This window comes from Erwinia sp. ErVv1 (genome assembly GCF_900068895.1).
Taxonomy (GTDB): Bacteria; Pseudomonadota; Gammaproteobacteria; order Enterobacterales; family Enterobacteriaceae; genus Erwinia.
The window spans coordinates 150371-167004 of sequence record NZ_CDPK01000007.1 but is presented as its reverse complement, the minus strand read 5'-3'; the positions used below and the strand labels follow the sequence as shown (position 1 = coordinate 167004).

General features: G+C 48.1%; 16 protein-coding genes. 11 read left to right on the top strand and 5 right to left on the bottom strand.

What is annotated here, in order from left to right; all coding sequences use genetic code 11:
- Positions 1-103: 103 nt before the first annotated feature.
- Together plsY and A1830_RS12325 are read left to right on the top strand one after the other, a co-directional pair.
- On the top strand, positions 104-700 hold the full coding sequence (plsY, locus tag A1830_RS12330; RefSeq protein ID WP_067706333.1) for a glycerol-3-phosphate 1-O-acyltransferase PlsY: 597 nt from the start codon (positions 104-106) through the stop codon (positions 698-700).
- Between the two features lie 123 nt (positions 701-823).
- Positions 824-1111, top strand: coding sequence for a hypothetical protein (locus A1830_RS12325; RefSeq protein WP_067706164.1), 288 nt, complete (start codon positions 824-826; stop codon positions 1109-1111).
- A gap of 104 nt (positions 1112-1215) precedes the next feature.
- Here A1830_RS12325 and tsaD read toward each other — a convergent pair whose 3' ends face one another.
- Entirely contained in the window at positions 1216-2241 is a 1026-nt protein-coding gene (tsaD, locus tag A1830_RS12320; RefSeq protein WP_067706162.1) for a tRNA (adenosine(37)-N6)-threonylcarbamoyltransferase complex transferase subunit TsaD, read from the bottom strand.
- A gap of 301 nt (positions 2242-2542) precedes the next feature.
- On the opposite strand from tsaD, the gene rpsU reads away from it, so the two are divergent.
- The 8 genes from rpsU (at position 2543) to A1830_RS12290 (ending at position 11719) form a co-directional block, all read left to right on the top strand.
- On the top strand, positions 2543-2758 hold the full coding sequence (gene rpsU / locus A1830_RS12315; RefSeq protein ID WP_001144069.1) for a 30S ribosomal protein S21: 216 nt from the start codon (positions 2543-2545) through the stop codon (positions 2756-2758).
- 133 nt (positions 2759-2891) lie between these two features.
- Positions 2892-4646, top strand: a complete 1755-nt coding sequence (dnaG, locus tag A1830_RS12310) for a DNA primase (protein WP_067706160.1) — start codon at positions 2892-2894, stop codon at positions 4644-4646.
- Positions 4647-4952: 306 nt separating this feature from the next.
- Positions 4953-6797: an RNA polymerase sigma factor RpoD gene (gene rpoD / locus A1830_RS12305; protein ID WP_067706158.1), complete on the top strand. Its 1845-nt coding sequence runs from the start codon at positions 4953-4955 to the stop codon at positions 6795-6797.
- Between the two features lie 961 nt (positions 6798-7758).
- Positions 7759-8151, top strand: a complete 393-nt coding sequence (locus A1830_RS22985; RefSeq protein WP_067706156.1) for a hypothetical protein — start codon at positions 7759-7761, stop codon at positions 8149-8151.
- Between the two features lie 14 nt (positions 8152-8165).
- Positions 8166-8990: a hypothetical protein gene (locus A1830_RS22200; RefSeq protein WP_197473330.1), complete on the top strand. Its 825-nt coding sequence runs from the start codon at positions 8166-8168 to the stop codon at positions 8988-8990.
- 27 nt (positions 8991-9017) lie between these two features.
- On the top strand, positions 9018-10550 hold the full coding sequence (locus A1830_RS12295; RefSeq protein ID WP_231877620.1) for a phospholipase D-like domain-containing protein: 1533 nt from the start codon (positions 9018-9020) through the stop codon (positions 10548-10550).
- Between the two features lie 41 nt (positions 10551-10591).
- Positions 10592-10828, top strand: a complete 237-nt coding sequence (locus A1830_RS23350; protein WP_231877619.1) for a phospholipase D-like domain-containing protein — start codon at positions 10592-10594, stop codon at positions 10826-10828.
- Between the two features lie 507 nt (positions 10829-11335).
- Positions 11336-11719 (top strand): helix-turn-helix domain-containing protein, encoded by a 384-nt coding sequence (locus A1830_RS12290; RefSeq protein ID WP_067706154.1) that lies wholly within the window; start codon positions 11336-11338, stop codon positions 11717-11719.
- A 447-nt stretch (positions 11720-12166) separates the two neighbouring features.
- On the opposite strand, the gene mug is transcribed toward A1830_RS12290, so the two are convergent.
- From mug to A1830_RS12270, 4 genes are all read right to left on the bottom strand, one after another.
- Complete coding sequence (mug, locus tag A1830_RS12285) at positions 12167-12694, bottom strand: G/U mismatch-specific DNA glycosylase (RefSeq protein ID WP_067706152.1); 528 nt, start codon at positions 12692-12694, stop codon at positions 12167-12169.
- 8 nt (positions 12695-12702) lie between these two features.
- Entirely contained in the window at positions 12703-13659 is a 957-nt protein-coding gene (locus tag A1830_RS12280) for a beta-propeller fold lactonase family protein (protein ID WP_067706150.1), read from the bottom strand.
- A 74-nt stretch (positions 13660-13733) separates the two neighbouring features.
- The gene (locus tag A1830_RS12275; protein ID WP_067706148.1) at positions 13734-14195 is read right to left on the bottom strand and encodes a heme-degrading domain-containing protein; all 462 of its coding nucleotides are present in this window, start codon (positions 14193-14195) and stop codon (positions 13734-13736) included.
- A 163-nt stretch (positions 14196-14358) separates the two neighbouring features.
- Complete coding sequence (locus A1830_RS12270) at positions 14359-15345, bottom strand: hypothetical protein (RefSeq protein WP_067706146.1); 987 nt, start codon at positions 15343-15345, stop codon at positions 14359-14361.
- 893 nt (positions 15346-16238) lie between these two features.
- Between A1830_RS12270 and A1830_RS12265 the strand changes: the two genes are divergently transcribed.
- On the top strand, positions 16239-16628 hold the full coding sequence (locus A1830_RS12265; RefSeq protein WP_067706143.1) for a tautomerase family protein: 390 nt from the start codon (positions 16239-16241) through the stop codon (positions 16626-16628).
- Positions 16629-16634: the final 6 nt, after the last annotated feature.

The window sequence follows — 16634 nt, the reverse complement described above, 5'->3', positions numbered from 1 at the left end:
ACCATCTCTGTTTTTGTGGATGCCGGATACCACTTCCGGCTATTTATGCGTATTATCCACGGATGATGAGAACAAAACGACCCCTGGAGGGCGGAACGGTATGTTGAATACATTCGCACTGGGTATGATCCTTTTTGCCTATCTGTGTGGCTCTGTCTCCAGTGCGATTCTGGTGTGCCGACTGTTCAGATTGCCCGATCCCCGCCAGAATGGTTCCGGCAATCCCGGCGCAACTAACGTGCTGCGGCTCGGCGGTAAAGTTCCCGCTGCGGCCGTGCTGGTTTTTGATATTCTTAAAGGTATGCTGCCGGTCTGGCTTGCCTGGCATTATGGCGTCACGCCTTTATATCTGGGCCTTACCGCTATCGCCGCCTGCCTTGGGCACATTTACCCCGTTTTTTTTCGCTTCAAGGGCGGAAAAGGCGTGGCGACCGCTTTCGGTGCGATCGCCCCCATCGGCTGGGATTTAACGGGTCTGATGACCGGCACCTGGCTGCTAACCGTACTGCTTAGCGGTTATTCATCGCTCGGCGCTATCATCAGCGCGCTAATCGCCCCCTTCTACGTCTGGTGGTTTAAACCCCAGTTTACCTTTCCCGTTGCAATGCTCTCGTGCCTGGTGCTGCTGCGGCATCATGACAATATTCAGCGACTCTGGCGCGGACAGGAAACTAAAATCTGGCGGAGAAAGCGCAAATAACATCAGTGCCGGGGATTATTCAGAAGCTCTGTAAATCATTTTATTACTATTCTCTCCATTAACGTCTCACTGTAACGTACCTTATCAGTAACACGTCGTTACTACCTTCAGGGAGTGAAAATAATGAGAGAGTTAGAGCGGGATGACATCACCGCGGTGAGCGGCACAGGCATTATTAAAAATATCAGTGCATCGGTGGGTGGCCTGGTAGGTAACGGGATTTATCAGCTGGCTGGCAGCGTCACCGTTTCAGTACCGCTGCTGGGTGAGATGAACATCAAAAAGCTCTTCCCCGAGCTGGGTACCTCCATTGGTGCCAGTATCGGCGGTAATATTGGTGGCACCGTTGAATCGGTACTGGGTGGGATCCCCTTCGTAGGGAGAATTTTCAACGCTATTTTAGGTAATTAATCCCGCCTTACTCTTCGGCGCAGCGACGCACCCGTTTCAGGTTAATCATTCGCTGCGCGTCATCTAATACACAGCTCGCCGCAGAGCTGTGTTTATCCTGATGCTCAGTCCGGCTCAGCAACAACACCCAGCTCGGAAAGCGGCCAACGTGGCCGAACCGTGACGCCAAGCTCCGCATCCGTACCGCTGCGCAGCCTGACCATACCGGCGTAGGCTATCATCGCCCCATTGTCGGTACAGAATTCAGGGCGGGCATAGAAGACCTCCCCGCCCCGGGCTTTCATCACTTCAGCCATTTTCGCCCGCAGCGTGCGGTTCGCGCTGACGCCTCCGGCGATAACCAGCCGTTTGAACCCGGTCTGCTCCAGCGCGCGCTTACATTTGATCGCCAGCGTATCGACAACCGCATCTTCAAAGGCGCGGGCGATATCAGCGCGCGTCTGATCGTCGTCGCTGTTACCGCGAATGGTATTCGCCGCGAACGTTTTCAGGCCAGAAAAGCTGAAATCCAGACCTGGCCGATCGGTCATCGGACGGGGGAAGACAAAGCGCTTCTCAATCCCCTGCTGGGCCATTTTCGACAGAATCGGGCCACCGGGATAATCCAGCCCCAGCAGCTTGGCCGTTTTATCAAATGCCTCACCGGCCGCATCATCAACCGATTCCCCAAGCAGCGTATACTCACCGATGGCGGTAACGCTGATAAGCTGGGTGTGACCGCCCGACACCAGCAGGGCAACAAAGGGAAAGGCGGGAGGATTATCTTCCAGCATCGGTGCCAGCAGGTGCCCTTCCATATGATGAACGGGAATAGCCGGGACACCCCAGGCAAACGCCAGCGCACGACCTACGGTGGCCCCCACCAGCAGCGCGCCCACCAGGCCAGGTCCGGCCGTCCAGGCCACCGCATCAATCTCTGACGCCTGTAATCCGGCTTCCTTAAGCGCCGCCTGGATAAGCGGCACGGTTTTTCGCACGTGGTCGCGCGAAGCCAGCTCAGGTACGACACCGCCGTAATCGGCATGCAGTTTGACCTGACTGTAAAGTTGATTGGCGAGAAGTCCGGCCCGATCGTCGTAAATCGCGATACCGGTTTCATCGCAGGATGTTTCAATTCCAAGTACACGCATGACTTTTTTACCTCATTCTTGCGGCGCGCAGTGTAGCATGAAGGCCTGGCCGTTCGCGGTAATTTTCCGCCCGGCTCGCCTTGTCACTGATGCATAAGGCGAAAATTTTTTCGCCGCGCCACGAGGAATCCTGTATACTCATTCGCCTGAAAATACCGGCAGTGGCACAGGCGCATCTGTTGGTGAGTTAATGCTATGGTGCTTTACAATGCTGCCTGTGTTGGAGTAAAATTCCGCACCATTTTGAAATGAGCTGGCTTACAGCCCAGCAGCAAACCGAATTTATCGAGGTGAGAGTTACATGCCGGTAATTAAAGTACGTGAAAACGAGCCCTTCGACGTAGCACTGCGTCGCTTCAAGCGTTCATGCGAGAAAGCAGGCGTTCTGGCTGAAGTTCGTCGTCGTGAGTTTTATGAAAAACCAACGACCGAACGTAAGCGCGCTAAAGCGTCTGCCGTTAAACGCCACGCGAAGAAACTGGCTCGCGAAAACGCACGCCGCACTCGTCTGTACTAATTTTTGAGGGTTTGCGCCCTCACGTCCCACAGACAAGTAAGTAGTTATGAAGGCCGTGCTTTCCGAAAGGAATGCGCGGCTTGTTCTCGTTTATGGGCCAGAAGCAATGGAAGCTGAAAGGTGAAGGGGATTTATGGCTGGACGCATTCCACGCGTATTCATTAATGACCTGCTGGCGCGCACGGACATCGTGGATCTTATTGATGCCCGCGTAAAGCTGAAAAAGCAGGGTAAGAACTATCACGCGTGCTGTCCCTTCCATAATGAGAAAACCCCTTCTTTTACCGTAAACGGCGAGAAACAGTTTTATCACTGCTTCGGCTGTGGCGCGCACGGCAACGCCGTCGACTTTCTGATGAACTATGACCGCCTTGAGTTCGTAGAGAGCATCGAGGAGCTGGCGACGCTTTACGGACTTGAAATTCCGTACGAAAGCGGAAGTGGCCCGAGCCAGCTGGAGCGCCATCAGCGCCAGAGCCTGTATCAGCTGATGACCGGGCTGAATGAGTTCTACCGGCAGTCGCTGACCCAGAGTCACGCCGCGGGTGCGCGTGACTACCTGGCAGGCCGCGGTCTGAGCGATGAGGTGATCGGTCACTTCTCGATTGGTTTTGCGCCCGCAGGCTGGGACAACGCGCTGAAGCGATTCGGCCGCAATGAGGACGACCGGCAGTCGCTTATCGACGCCGGGATGCTGGTCACCAACGATCAGGGCCGCAGCTACGATCGCTTCCGCGAACGGATCATGTTTCCCATCCATGATAAGCGAGGCCGGGTTATCGGGTTTGGTGGCCGCGTCGTTGGCGATGCGTTGCCAAAATATCTGAACTCCCCGGAGACCGATATTTTCCATAAGGGCCGACAGCTGTATGGCCTGTATGAAGCCCACAAGAATCATCCGGAACCGGCGAAGCTATTAGTGGTCGAAGGCTATATGGATGTGGTGGCCCTGGCGCAGTTCGGCATTGATTATGCCGTGGCGTCACTGGGAACATCGACGACGCCTGAGCATATTCAGCTGCTATTTCGCTCGACCGATAATGTCATCTGCTGCTATGACGGCGACAGAGCAGGACGTGAAGCGGCCTGGCGGGCACTGGAAACCGCCCTTCCCTACATGAATGATGGCCGTCAGCTACGCTTTATGTTTCTGCCGGACGGTGAAGATCCGGATACGCTGGTCCGTAAAGAGGGAAAAGAGGCATTTGAAGCGCGAATGGAGCAGGCAACGCCGCTCTCCGCTTTCTTATTTGACACTCTGCTCCCTCAGGTAGATTTACGATCGCCGGATGGTCGTGCCCAGCTGAGTACCCTGGCCCTGCCGCTAATTAGCCAGGTGCCGGGTGAAACCCTGCGCATTTACCTGCGTCAGGAACTGGGGAACAAACTGGGCATTCTGGATGACAGTCAGCTGGAAAAGTTGATGCCCAGAGTGGGCGAGAAGTCGAAACTCCCACCGCAGCCTCAGCTAAAACGCACAACCATGCGTATACTGATTGGATTGCTGATTCAGAATCCGCAGCTGGCAGCAGCCGTGCCTTCCCTGGAAGGGCTGGAATCTTCTGAACTGCCGGGATTTTCCCTTTTTGTCGAGTTAGTGAGCACTTGCGTCGCTCATCCTGGCCTGACGACGGGACAGCTACTAGAGTTATACCGTGGCACAAAATTTAGCCAGAGCCTTGAAACTCTGGCCACATGGAACCACATGATCGTGGACGATGAAGTGGAAACCATGTTTAACGATTCGCTGGCCAGCATGTATGACGCAGCGCTGGAGCGACGCTTAGAGTATTTAATTGCTCGCGAGCGCACTCACGGGCTGGATGCCAACGAGCGGCGCGAATACTGGCTGCTCAATCAGGAATTTGCTAAAAAAACGAATTCCTGAGCGTGACGATCCTGTCACCCGACATAACATTGAGAGGCGTTATCGCCACCGTCAGTTTTTGTGCGCCCAGCGCCTGAACCACAGCGTACCCCGGTACGACCGGTTTTTGCCGCTGCGCGAACCAAAAATGGCAGGTGATAGCGCGTCGAACCGAATATCCAGCGGCTTAAGTGCCGATTATCCGCCAGGTCGACCCTGGCAGCCGCCGAGATGGGCAGCGGCAATAAACCAACGCCCTCACTGTTATTGTTGGCTGCTTAGCCGACCGACACCAATCTAATTTAACAGAAGTGTGGATACCGTCTTATGGAGCAAAACCCGCAGTCACAGCTTAAGCTACTTGTCACCCGTGGTAAGGAGCAGGGCTATCTGACCTATGCCGAGGTCAATGACCATCTGCCGGAAGATATCGTCGACTCCGATCAGATCGAAGACATCATTCAGATGATCAACGACATGGGCATACAGGTTGTTGAAGAAGCACCTGATGCCGACGATCTGATGCTGAACGAAAACAGCTCCGATACCGATGAAGATGCTGCCGAGGCGGCCGCACAGGTCCTGTCCAGCGTTGAGTCAGAAATCGGCCGGACGACAGACCCGGTGCGCATGTATATGCGCGAAATGGGTACCGTTGAATTGCTGACGCGCGAAGGCGAAATCGACATCGCGAAGCGCATCGAAGACGGTATCAACCAGGTCCAGTGTTCCGTTGCTGAATACCCGGAAGCCATTACCTACCTGCTGGAACAGTATGACCGCGTTGAGGCGGGCGAAGCGCGCCTGTCGGATATGATTACCGGCTTTGTTGATCCCAACGCTGAAGCAGATATCGCGCCCACCGCCACGCACGTTGGCTCGGAACTCTCTGAAGCAGAGCGTGACGATGATGAAGACGAAGATGAAGAGTCCGATGACGACAGCGCCGACGATGACAACAGCATCGACCCGGAACTGGCGCGCGAGAAGTTTAACGATCTGCGCGTTCAGTACGAAAAAGCCCGTACGGTAATCAAGGCTAAAGGCCGCAGCCACGCCGATGCCGTAGCTGAAATTCAGAATCTGTCAGACGTTTTCAAACAGTTCCGCCTGGTGCCGAAGCAGTTCGATTTCCTGGTGAACAGCATGCGCACCATGATGGACCGCGTTCGTACGCAGGAACGTCTGATCATGAAGCTCTGTGTTGAAATCTGTAAGATGCCGAAGAAAAACTTCATCACCCTGTTTACCGGCAATGAAACCAGCGAAACCTGGTTCAAAGCGGCCCTGGCGATGAACAAACCCTGGTCAGAGAAGCTGAAAGACGTCTCTGAAGACGTGCATCGCGGCCTGCAAAAGCTGTCGCAGATTGAAGAAGAGACCGGCCTGACCATTGAGCAGGTGAAGGACATCAACCGTCGCATGTCTATCGGCGAAGCGAAAGCGCGTCGTGCGAAGAAAGAGATGGTTGAGGCTAACCTGCGTCTGGTTATCTCTATCGCCAAGAAGTACACCAACCGTGGCCTGCAGTTCCTGGATCTCATCCAGGAGGGGAATATCGGTCTGATGAAAGCCGTGGATAAGTTTGAATATCGCCGTGGTTATAAATTCTCGACCTATGCGACCTGGTGGATCCGTCAGGCTATCACCCGCTCCATCGCTGACCAGGCGCGTACCATCCGTATTCCGGTGCATATGATTGAGACGATTAACAAGCTCAACCGTATTTCTCGCCAGATGCTGCAGGAGATGGGTCGTGAGCCGACGCCGGAAGAGCTGGCCGAGCGGATGCTGATGCCGGAAGATAAAATCCGTAAGGTGCTGAAAATTGCCAAAGAGCCAATCTCCATGGAGACGCCAATTGGTGATGATGAAGATTCACATCTGGGTGACTTTATCGAGGATACCACGCTGGAGCTGCCGCTGGACTCCGCGACGTCCGAGAGCCTGCGTTCTGCCACGCACGACGTGCTGGCAGGGCTGACAGCGCGCGAGGCGAAGGTGCTGCGTATGCGTTTTGGTATTGATATGAATACCGACCACACGCTGGAAGAGGTAGGTAAACAGTTTGACGTTACGCGCGAACGTATTCGTCAGATCGAAGCCAAAGCGCTGCGCAAGCTGCGCCATCCAAGCCGCTCCGAAGTGCTGCGCAGCTTCCTCGACGATTAATGTGTCGTTAAGCCCGCTAAAAAAGCCTCTGCCTCCCGGCAGGGGCTTTTTTATGGCTTTGATTACGCCGTTGGACGCTCGTTCTATGCGTCATGCGCTAACAAATTGCCGTCTTAGTAGGGATCAGTTTGAATACGGTGAAACCCGCGGTATCGATGTAATGCTCAGTAATTTCAGGCCGCTTTCATCGTACTACAACAACCCATCGGGTACATGAGTTAAATCTATGATGCTACTGATTTTACGGATGTAAAACGGGCTGTATTGATCCGAAATATACAGCTATTCAGTTTAGTCGTAGGTATGTAAGCATACCCATTTAATTTCCATGCATCGCTGAAACTTGCGTGTTTCAGTCATCATCCGGCTGGTTAAAGTACGGGATCATGCTCAACAATAATGCCCTGCATGCCTGACGCAAGCTCTCGAAAAATTGCGCAGTCAGATACCTGACAAGTTCACCCTTTTCCGCTGGTTTTAAAGATTTTTTCCGATGAATTCTTTCAGAGCGAGACAATCAAGACTCAGATTTGAAAAAACTATTTCAGACGGTAAATCTCCAGATCTTTGATTTTTTCTATATCAGATTTTTCTCTTCCACCCTATTTAGCCTTTCAAAGTGCAATAACTGACTATGGAAATATCGGCTTCATAGCGGACATCCTTCACTGCCCCTCCGACTTCGACCGAGTTGAGAGAGGCAATGATCTGGTGTTTTGCTACGCGGGTTCAATGCATAGATATCTCCTCAGGAGACAACAGTAGGTTGTCGTAAGATCTCTAAAAGTAAATGGCCGTTTACATGGATACTTACGAGATAGCCTTAATGTAACGCTTACAGCCATGGCAACTCAAGCCAGGAAAGTTTTAATTATTAATTTTAGTGATCTTCTATTCTTTTATTTGAATAATGAGTTGGAACCAGTGTGTTAATTTAACATTATATGGAGAATTCGTTAATATGGATGATATAAAAACGATCAATAATGTTTTTACGCTCTCATTTTCTGGGACAGCCTGTACGAGAGATGAAGGAGAAGTGTCCCGCTTAAGGAGTGACAAGAGAATTTACTCAGAAAGATCTGGTTATATTCCCGTCCGCGTATTTAGAGAGATCAACGGGGTATTAACCGAAAGTGATAATGCGGTCAGCGTTAGAGGTTCAGGAGAAAATGATTGGGCTATCCCTTCTGATAAAAGTGAGGATTTATTAGTGAGTGGTCCATTAAAAATCCCGGATTCACTAAGTAATTATGTAAAAAATATGCATCTGGAAACCAATTTTCTGAAGCTGAGCACGCGAAAGGAAAAGACATTTCAGCACTTGCATTACATGGCGCAAATAAGGCTGTAGCCAGTGGTGCTAAGGTGGTCAATATAATCGGTCACAGTCGAGGTGCAGTTGCTGCACTTATGGCTGCATGGTTTATTTACAGTTATGGCAATAAGGATATTCAGGTGAACATTTTTGCAATAGAACCTGTCCCTGGCCCTGGTAATTGGTGGAGCACATTTACGACATTGTCTCCAAATGTTAAACATTATGCAGCGATTTACGCCTGGGATGAATCAATTGAACTGTCATCAGATTATCTCTTCACGCCAGTTGTACCCTATCCAAATGAAAAAATGATGCAAAAAAAAACCAGTAAAGCTTCAAATTCATTATGGCCATTTAGTAATGCATGGAAGAATTTAGGGGAAAAGGTATTAACACCCGATCCTTTGGGTCGAAGTACTTCACCTCAACCTATCCATTATGATTTATATGTGTGCCGAGGAAGGCATAGTACGTTATCAGGAAACATCACAACAGATAGTAAATATGACCCTTCGAAAAATTCATCAAAATTTGCTAATGTTGGTGATTTAATTTATTTGATGGCCAGAACTTATTTATCTCAACGGGGCACCATTTTCTCAGAATCCTGCGCTGTGACTAATACAGCTCATGAGTTACGAAGGGCGATAGTAAAATATCATGACTTGTTTGATGTAATGGGAGGAGGAATCTATCGAACGAGTAGAATATATTTCAGACCTTATGTTAGACGTATTGCATCTGGTAGTGGAATTTTATCCTGGAATAAATTGTATATGGAAGATGTGGTTGGTGATCCTCCATATGAGCAATATTATCCTGTAACCCAGGAGCGTTCTGGTTGTAGTTGGGTTAAATGGTATTTTCTATAAAATAGATATTAAGTAAAGGGACTTAACATGAGCTTTATTGAAGACGTGAAGGTAAAATTGAATGCGCTTGGTCTGTTTAACAACGAGACAACGCTTCCTAACTATATCAGATTGATAGATACCCCTCATATTTTTGGACTTCCATTTAATCAACAAATAATGGATCAAGCGATTAAAAGAAAAGATGATTTTGAACGTTCAATTGAGGAAATCATTCAGAAAGCAGTTTATCGCTGTGATGTCACTTCGTTGCATAGCCCTGATCCTGAATGGGGTAAAGTTATTTTACGTTCAATGGATGTTTGTTTGTCACAAAAAATGGGGAGAACACACCCAGTACAATTCCGCTTTTTATTCGGAAACACACCTTACGACCTTTTATTCCCAGCCGATAACTTGATTGATTTCCAGGCATCATTGCTTCGTTTAGTTCGAGCTCGCTCTCAAGACTGGGAGGTTTCCCCAGAAATTTATATTGGTATTTTCTCCCGTATTAGTGCTGGGATTATCAGCGCATTAACGAGTAAATTAATTTCAGGCGAAATATTAGATTCTGAAGACAATACCAAAATGACCTGGAACCATGCAAAAGTAATTGCTATTGATGGATCTGAGACACTGGTAGGCGGTCACAATTTGAAAATGGATTTGTTTATTAGCTATCCTCCTGTACATGACATTTCAGCTGTCATTCATGGTCAAGCTGCATTAGGTTCTCAACTATACCTTAATGAACTTTGGAGCTGTGGGAGGGATTTACTCTCTAAAAATTTCCTTGATAAAAATAAATTATCCTGGAGAGATGTAACCTCATTACAGATAGCCGATCCATTAGCACAAGGTACTGAAGGTTATGATACATTGCAACAACGATGGGATTATCTTATCAAATTACATCAAAACTTTACTGTGCATGATAATCTGACAGGTGATGTTAGTTATCGCAAAGATGCAAATGTAGATGACTTTAAAGCGCCCTTATTTGAACTTCCTCAGCCTTACACTACTTATACAAATATTAATGAGTATAGATTAGCTGACAGGGTGCTGTGTTTAGGTAAATACTGGACTGGTCCTAATAATGATGATGATTTTAAAATTGGAGCAGAAGTTATGAAAGAAACCCTAATTAAAGGAGCTAAAAAAATCATTAGAATGTCTCAACAGGATCTAATCAGTGCATGGAAAAATAATTGGAAAGAGCACCACGTTTGTATTTGGTTAATTGAAGCTCTGTTAGCTAATCCTGAGTTAGAAGTGCAGGTTATAGTATCACCACTTGATGCATCAGCTGGATCTTCAGGAGACCAATACTCTTTTGGATCGGGTTCGCAAAGAACTATGGATTTGTTTCGTTATTATATGACTCATGATGTTGAAACAGATAAAGTGATTCCGGATCCTGATGCAAAAATAGCAAGCGCGCTTACCAGAATAAAGATAGCACCATTATATTTCACAGATAAAGTTGATAAAAACCACCAATTAGAAGGTGTTAATTATAAATGGCCCGATGCACCTGAAAATTCGTATACGGCTACACTTAAACGCCCCCCCTAACTGTGCAACCACCATCAAAAGGGAATATTGGTAGTTCCGCTATGGCCCTTATCCATGCTTCAGGTTTTTTCTATCCTAAAGTTACTCCAGCGCCAGGGAACCATGCAAAAATAACGATTATAGATGATGAACTTTATCTCATAGGTTCCGATAATATGTATCCCGGCTATCTTTCTGAAATTGATTTTATGATCGAGGGGAAACAAGCTGTTGATGAGTTGCTTAAGTCATACTGGCATCCAATCTGGAAATATTCCAGCCAACATGCAGCAAAATAAACACTCCTGATAGATTAATTATCAATAACGCCTACTCCGATAAAAATTCTACTGACTATAGATTAAATGTTATTTTTATAGATTATTTTCAGGGGAGTTAACATGGCGTTCAGCGTTACTCTTCTTAAATTTAGCGGGGGCGTAGCCTCCCCCCTGCTAACATTATCCCATGTTAGTGCAGGAAGTACGAATATGCTGTTGTTTAGTAATTTTATTTACATAAGAAAAACTAAAGATTTACATGTTGTCACTTTTTTCTAAAAACCTGCATGGGATCAAATTTAATGTAAAATAAAGACTTTAGAAATAATATTTAATGAAATATAACATTTCAGGTATGGCAATAAATTTATAACTCGATAAAAATGTTATCTGTTGATATATGACTTACAACCTAAGCCATACTTAACCGGGAAAGGTATTTTCTCCTCAATATTTAACGTTGACGCGTGAAAATATTTTTGCCTCTTTACCATGTCATATGATACAAAATAACAGGGAGATGTTATGCTTGAGATAAACTTAGAAAATAAAGCATTTATTTGTAAATATGGATTATCAACCAGCCTAACAAATAAAGAACTGGCATTATTGTTGATTTTTATTGACAACAAATCCACATGCTTGACACATGAATTAATCACTTCCGCCTTATGGGATAAAAAGTGTAATCTTGAGGATAATTTGTTCCAATTAATATTCAGCTTAAGGAAGAAGCTAAAAAAAATTGGTGTATTTGATTTAATATCAAATGTCAGGGGGGTGGGTTATATCTTTGATAGAAATGATTTATTTTCAATAATAAAAAACTCACCGCGCGATTTAACAATAATTTATAATAAAAACCTCTCTGATAGCGAAGACAATACAAAAATTGGTTTTTTTATTTGAATAAGCTTTTTGACATGTTATGCCGTTTGTTTCTAAAAAATAAAGCTGAGAACAACATTTATAAGAAATGTGAATCCCCTGATATTCAGATAAAAATAATTGAACTTTGTGAAAAGCTTGGCTTTTAATTTTTTATGCATTTTTCATAGCCAGAAGGCTGAGCCGCTGTTTTAAGCATCATGTCCATTGATATCGGTTTCCCCAGGTGGCGATGGATATAGGGTAAGCCGTGTTAACCTGGTCGGACAACAGGGGTTTCGCATACAATTTCCAAAAAAGTATCACCCCCACTCAAAAAACATTTATGCCGGATTTGGGTCGTGAACCAACGTATTCACGGCGCGTGAGGGCAAAAGTGCTGCGCAGCTTCCCCGACGATTAATTGTCGTTAAGCCCGCTAAAAAAGCCTCTGCCTCCCGGCAGGGGCTTTTTTATGGCTGCATTTGCTCACAGGCCCCGTTCAGCCAGTGAACGTTCGAGCTCGCGGTAGGCGGCCGACAACTCATCCTGTGAGGCGCGATTCAAGCCGCTGGGATTGGGCAGCACCCAGACCTCCGTCACGCCCATACGGTGCGGCTGTCGGCCCCACGCGACTTTACTGACGCCAGACGCCTGTTGCCAGGCCTGCTTGCCCAGCACGGCCAGCGCGTCGGGCTGGAAGTGAGCGATTTTCTCCTGCAGCGCCCGGCCCCCATCACGCAGCTCCAGGCGGGATAGCTCCGTGGCTTCCCGGGTGGGCCGTTCAACCAGCATGGTAATGCCACAGCGGCTGTCCAGCAGCTTATACTCCTCCTCCGGCTTAAGCTGCACCGGAGTAAACCCGGCCTGCCAAATCGTTTTCCAGAAGCGATTTCCGCCGTGGGCAAAATGGAAGCCTTTATGCGCCGACGACTTGCCGGGATTGATACCGCAGAAGACTACCCTCAAGCCGGGAGCCAGAATATCGGTGATGTCGTGCTCCGTGATGTCGCTCATTCTCTCTCTCAGTCAGGTAAACGAAAATAGCTGAGCACTTCACACCCCTTCCCTACTGACGGAGTGGCGATCACCTTCAGGCTGGCGATATCAATCACGCTCAGCGTACCGTCATCCTCGTTAGCAATCAGCAGCGTGCGGTTATCCGGGCTGAAGCAGCCATCCATCGGCTTATGTCCCACAGCGACCTGCCCCAGCGGATTAAGTTTGCCATCAAACAGGCTGATTACCGGCTCCTGATCGCCAATGACCACCAGCAGCGAACCATCCTCGCTAAAGCGCACCAGCTGGCTGGCCTTCTGATGGCCGGTAAGGGTCAGCGTCTGCAACAGACTGTGGGTTTGTGCGTCCAGTACGTGCAGCTGGGGGCGATCGCCATCCGTTGCCACGATATAAGGCAACACCGGCGAAGCGGCAATACCGTTGACGGAGCCGGGCATGGCGATATTTTCAATCACCTTCCCCTGTCCCTCTGCCAGCTTAACCACGGTGATGGTCCCATCCTCTTCATTATCGGTAAACAGCTTCTGGCCGGAAGGGAGGATCGTTAAGCGATGAGCATTGTGCGACGGCACCGTGATCCTGTTGATGATGGTATCGCTCTCAGGATCGATGACCAGAATCGCGGCGCTGTTTTCACAGCACTGATAGACGTAGCCATCCTGTCCCAGGCGCGCCGTGTGCGGTGATTCCTGTGGACTGACGTCGATAAAACCCGTCAGCTCGCGTTGAAGCAGATCGATTACCGCGATCCTATGGCCCGGATGGGGATTATCGCCGTGAATACCGTCACCGAAGATCGGGACATAGGCCTTATGCTGTTTCGGCAGGATCAACAGCTCGTGTGGACGGGGCGGGAAGGCGTTAAGCTCACGCTCGACGGCAAAGGTTTCAGGGTTGAGAAACAGGACATTGCTGCCCTGCTTATCAACGGCAATCAGACCATAACGGGTGTCAGACTTCACAAATGGCTCCTTAAATGTCGGTTTTACATCATTAAAAGGTAGCGCATCAGCCAGGTCTGTCGCCCTTAAACAGGTTACAAAATTTGCTCAATACCCCACAGCGCCAGTGCGTGATCCTCATGCGCGGGCAGTCCGCTGACGGTAACAGCCCCGATAACGCCGCCGCCAACCAGGAGTAAAGGCACGCTGCCGCCGTGATCGGTGTAGCGCTGCTGATCGATAAACGTCATCTCATCCATCCGCTTACCAGCGGCCTCATTAAGCAGACCGGTATAGAGTGAGGCGCGGCCATTGCGCAGGGTGGTATTGCGCTTGCGGGCGACCCATTCCATGTTTTCTATGCTCGACCCGGATAACGCAGCGCTGAACAGCACCTGGCCAAAGGCATACACCTCAATGGCAACCGGCAGATTTTCACTGGCAGCCCGGTTGCGGATGGCCTGTCCGAGTGTCCAGGCACTACCAAAACCAAAATGATTCAGACGTACACGTTTTTCCTGCTCCTGCAGGATCTCCAGACTGGGAACGGCAGACATAATTTCTCCGGGTATGAACAGATGAGGGTCGCGATCATAATGGATATTTATTTTTCATAAAACAGGAAAAGGAAACTAGCGTTTTGTTTTGCGAATACGATCGCTTTTGGGTTCTGCAAAAGCCGCCCGAAGCCAGTGGGTAAAACTGCTGGTACTGTATGTTTTACTTATAAGCCGGTAGAGGTGGCGGTAAAGGAATGCCTCTTTCGTCCCGATGAACGAGTGCGTTTCTCACCTCAGCAGCCTTAGCAGCCTCAGCAGCCTCAGCGGCCTTTTGTTGCGCTTCAATATTGCGTTTTCCCTCTTCCTCCTCAAGATTCCTGGCCACTCTTGCCTCTTCTTCAGCTTCTGCAGCTTTACGTAGAACTTCGTCACGGGCATATGACGCTTTATGTTCAGCAAGTTCTTTTTTCCATTCAGGAAGTGGCCGATCGGTTGTGGTCATCAGTAGCGGGTCAGTCGTGTTTTTATCCGTAATGTTGGCTTCGTCGGCTCGCCTTAGCAGCAGTTTGTTGTTGAGTTCATCAATCAGTTGCTTCTGAACGAAATTATCTGCTGGCCCAGTTGGGTTACTTTCACCAGACACACGGGCAATCTTTGTAGTTGCTGCGTTGATTGAGGTGGCTAATTTCTGCGGCAGCTTATCCACAGGAGGTGGAGGTGGAGGTGGAATGCCTTTTGCGTCCAGTTTCAGGGGAACTCGTGCTCTGCTCGCCGCAGCCGCAGCCGCAGCCTCGATTTCAGTCGCCTTTTGTTTCGCTTCAGCCTCCAGCGCAGCAGCTACTCTTGCCTCTTCTTTGGCCTCAGCGATTTTCCTTACAATCTCTAATTGATTATATTCTCTTCTTGATCCATATATCTCTTTTTGCACTTTCGTCATTTCCCGATCATTCTGACGATTAAACTCTGAACCACCGTTTTTCCTCATTCTTTCCAGGGTGGTAGTAAGCTCAGCGTTTAAGGCAGCTGTAACGTCATTAGCCTGTTTTTCGGGATTTTTTGGTGTTTTTGACAGGTTACAAACAGTATTTTTTACCTGCGTCGGATTCAACACTTCTTTACTGGTTTCCCTCCCTCTCTTTTCCCCGGAGTTTTCCGAACTCCCTGTTTGTATAACAGCATTTTTTTCCAGAGCATCTGAAATATTCATTATTACCTTTCTTAAGCATTAGATTTTTAGTGTTAAATATGATATATCACCCTCATTCGGATGATCGCCATAAAAATATATTGTTGATATTACCTGCTATCTTCATGAGGTTTTATTATAAATAGACCATATCTTTCAAAATGCAGCATCCCTGCATATTTTATATGGCCAGCCAGGAAAATATGTCATAGCTTATTTACAGCATTATCATTTCACCGTAACCATTTACAGCTTGATTTTCCAGCAAGAGCCTTCGGTCACCTTCAAAATTTATATTTTAAAATTTAAAACTATTTCAATAGGTGAAGTGTCTACATCAATCCCCTGCCTGATAAGATTAACTTTGTGTCACAAACTGCTGGTGCCCCCCCCCTGGAAATTGCTCCACGAAATATTTAATGACATCGTATCTCTTCAGAAAAAAATTATCATATGATTTTCGTTAAAAAAAATTGGCCTGGCGTTTTTCATTTTCCCCGTAAGATCTTAAGGGTAAAATTGCTGTGACGTTAGTAATAAATACAAACGATTATCTATGTTTTGTGGATGCCACATTTCGGTATAAATGTCCCTGTGTTTACCGGTATTCACATGAACGTATTTTCAGTAGCAGGATGTAGAGTGCTTTAAACAAGGTACTCACTGTGCGATACCCACGCTAAAGCCCGGAGTGCCACTCCTGCTGTCATGCCGGAGGCTGGCTTATGACTACGCACCTTTCAAAGAACAGTTTTGTTCCTGAATAACGTTCTAAATTAGCGCTTTTATTGCTATTGTTCATCAGAGAAAATAATCATTTCAACAGTCGCGTTTTTTACCTGGCGGAACGGCCCTAAATACGGGCTTAGTGACTAACCGACAATCCTACTTTTTAACGCTGCTAAGGGGAATTTATGCCTTTACTTCAATTTGATGTGATTCAGGGTCGCTCCGAATCTGAGATGAGAACGCTGCTGGATGCGGCCCACCGCGCCGTATTAACCGCCTTTCAGGTCCCGGCGCGCGATCGCTACCAGATTGTTCACGAGAACAAAGCTTACCAGATGGTTTTTGAGGATACGGGCCTTGGCCTGACGCGCACCGACAACCTGGTGATGGTCAGAGTCTTTACCAGCCCACGCAGCGACGAACAGAAGCAGTTTTTTATGAAGGAGCTGTGTCGCGAATTGCAGGAGAGCTGCGGTATTGCCGGAAGCGACGTGATGATTAGCTTTATCACCAATGCCAAAGGGGACTGGAGCTTCGGCAACGGCAACGCGCAGTACGTCACCGGCGAGCTATGATCCCAC

Bases quoted from the DNA above. Each gene is read 5' to 3' on its own strand.
- A1830_RS12275 (WP_067706148.1), bottom strand. From the start codon at position 14,195: ATGTCTGCCGTTCCCAGTCTGGAGATCCTGCAGGAGCAGGAAAAACGT.
- A1830_RS12265 (WP_067706143.1), top strand. From the start codon at position 16,239: ATGCCTTTACTTCAATTTGATGTGATTCAGGGTCGCTCCGAATCTGAG.
- tsaD (WP_067706162.1), bottom strand. From the start codon at position 2,241: ATGCGTGTACTTGGAATTGAAACATCCTGCGATGAAACCGGTATCGCG.
- dnaG (WP_067706160.1), top strand. From the start codon at position 2,892: ATGGCTGGACGCATTCCACGCGTATTCATTAATGACCTGCTGGCGCGC.
- rpsU (WP_001144069.1), top strand. From the start codon at position 2,543: ATGCCGGTAATTAAAGTACGTGAAAACGAGCCCTTCGACGTAGCACTG.
- A1830_RS23350 (WP_231877619.1), top strand. From the start codon at position 10,592: ATGGCCCTTATCCATGCTTCAGGTTTTTTCTATCCTAAAGTTACTCCA.
- A1830_RS12295 (WP_231877620.1), top strand. From the start codon at position 9,018: ATGAGCTTTATTGAAGACGTGAAGGTAAAATTGAATGCGCTTGGTCTG.
- A1830_RS12290 (WP_067706154.1), top strand. From the start codon at position 11,336: ATGCTTGAGATAAACTTAGAAAATAAAGCATTTATTTGTAAATATGGA.
- A1830_RS12270 (WP_067706146.1), bottom strand. From the start codon at position 15,345: ATGAATATTTCAGATGCTCTGGAAAAAAATGCTGTTATACAAACAGGG.
- A1830_RS22985 (WP_067706156.1), top strand. From the start codon at position 7,759: ATGGATGATATAAAAACGATCAATAATGTTTTTACGCTCTCATTTTCT.
- A1830_RS12325 (WP_067706164.1), top strand. From the start codon at position 824: ATGAGAGAGTTAGAGCGGGATGACATCACCGCGGTGAGCGGCACAGGC.
- rpoD (WP_067706158.1), top strand. From the start codon at position 4,953: ATGGAGCAAAACCCGCAGTCACAGCTTAAGCTACTTGTCACCCGTGGT.
- mug (WP_067706152.1), bottom strand. From the start codon at position 12,694: ATGAGCGACATCACGGAGCACGACATCACCGATATTCTGGCTCCCGGC.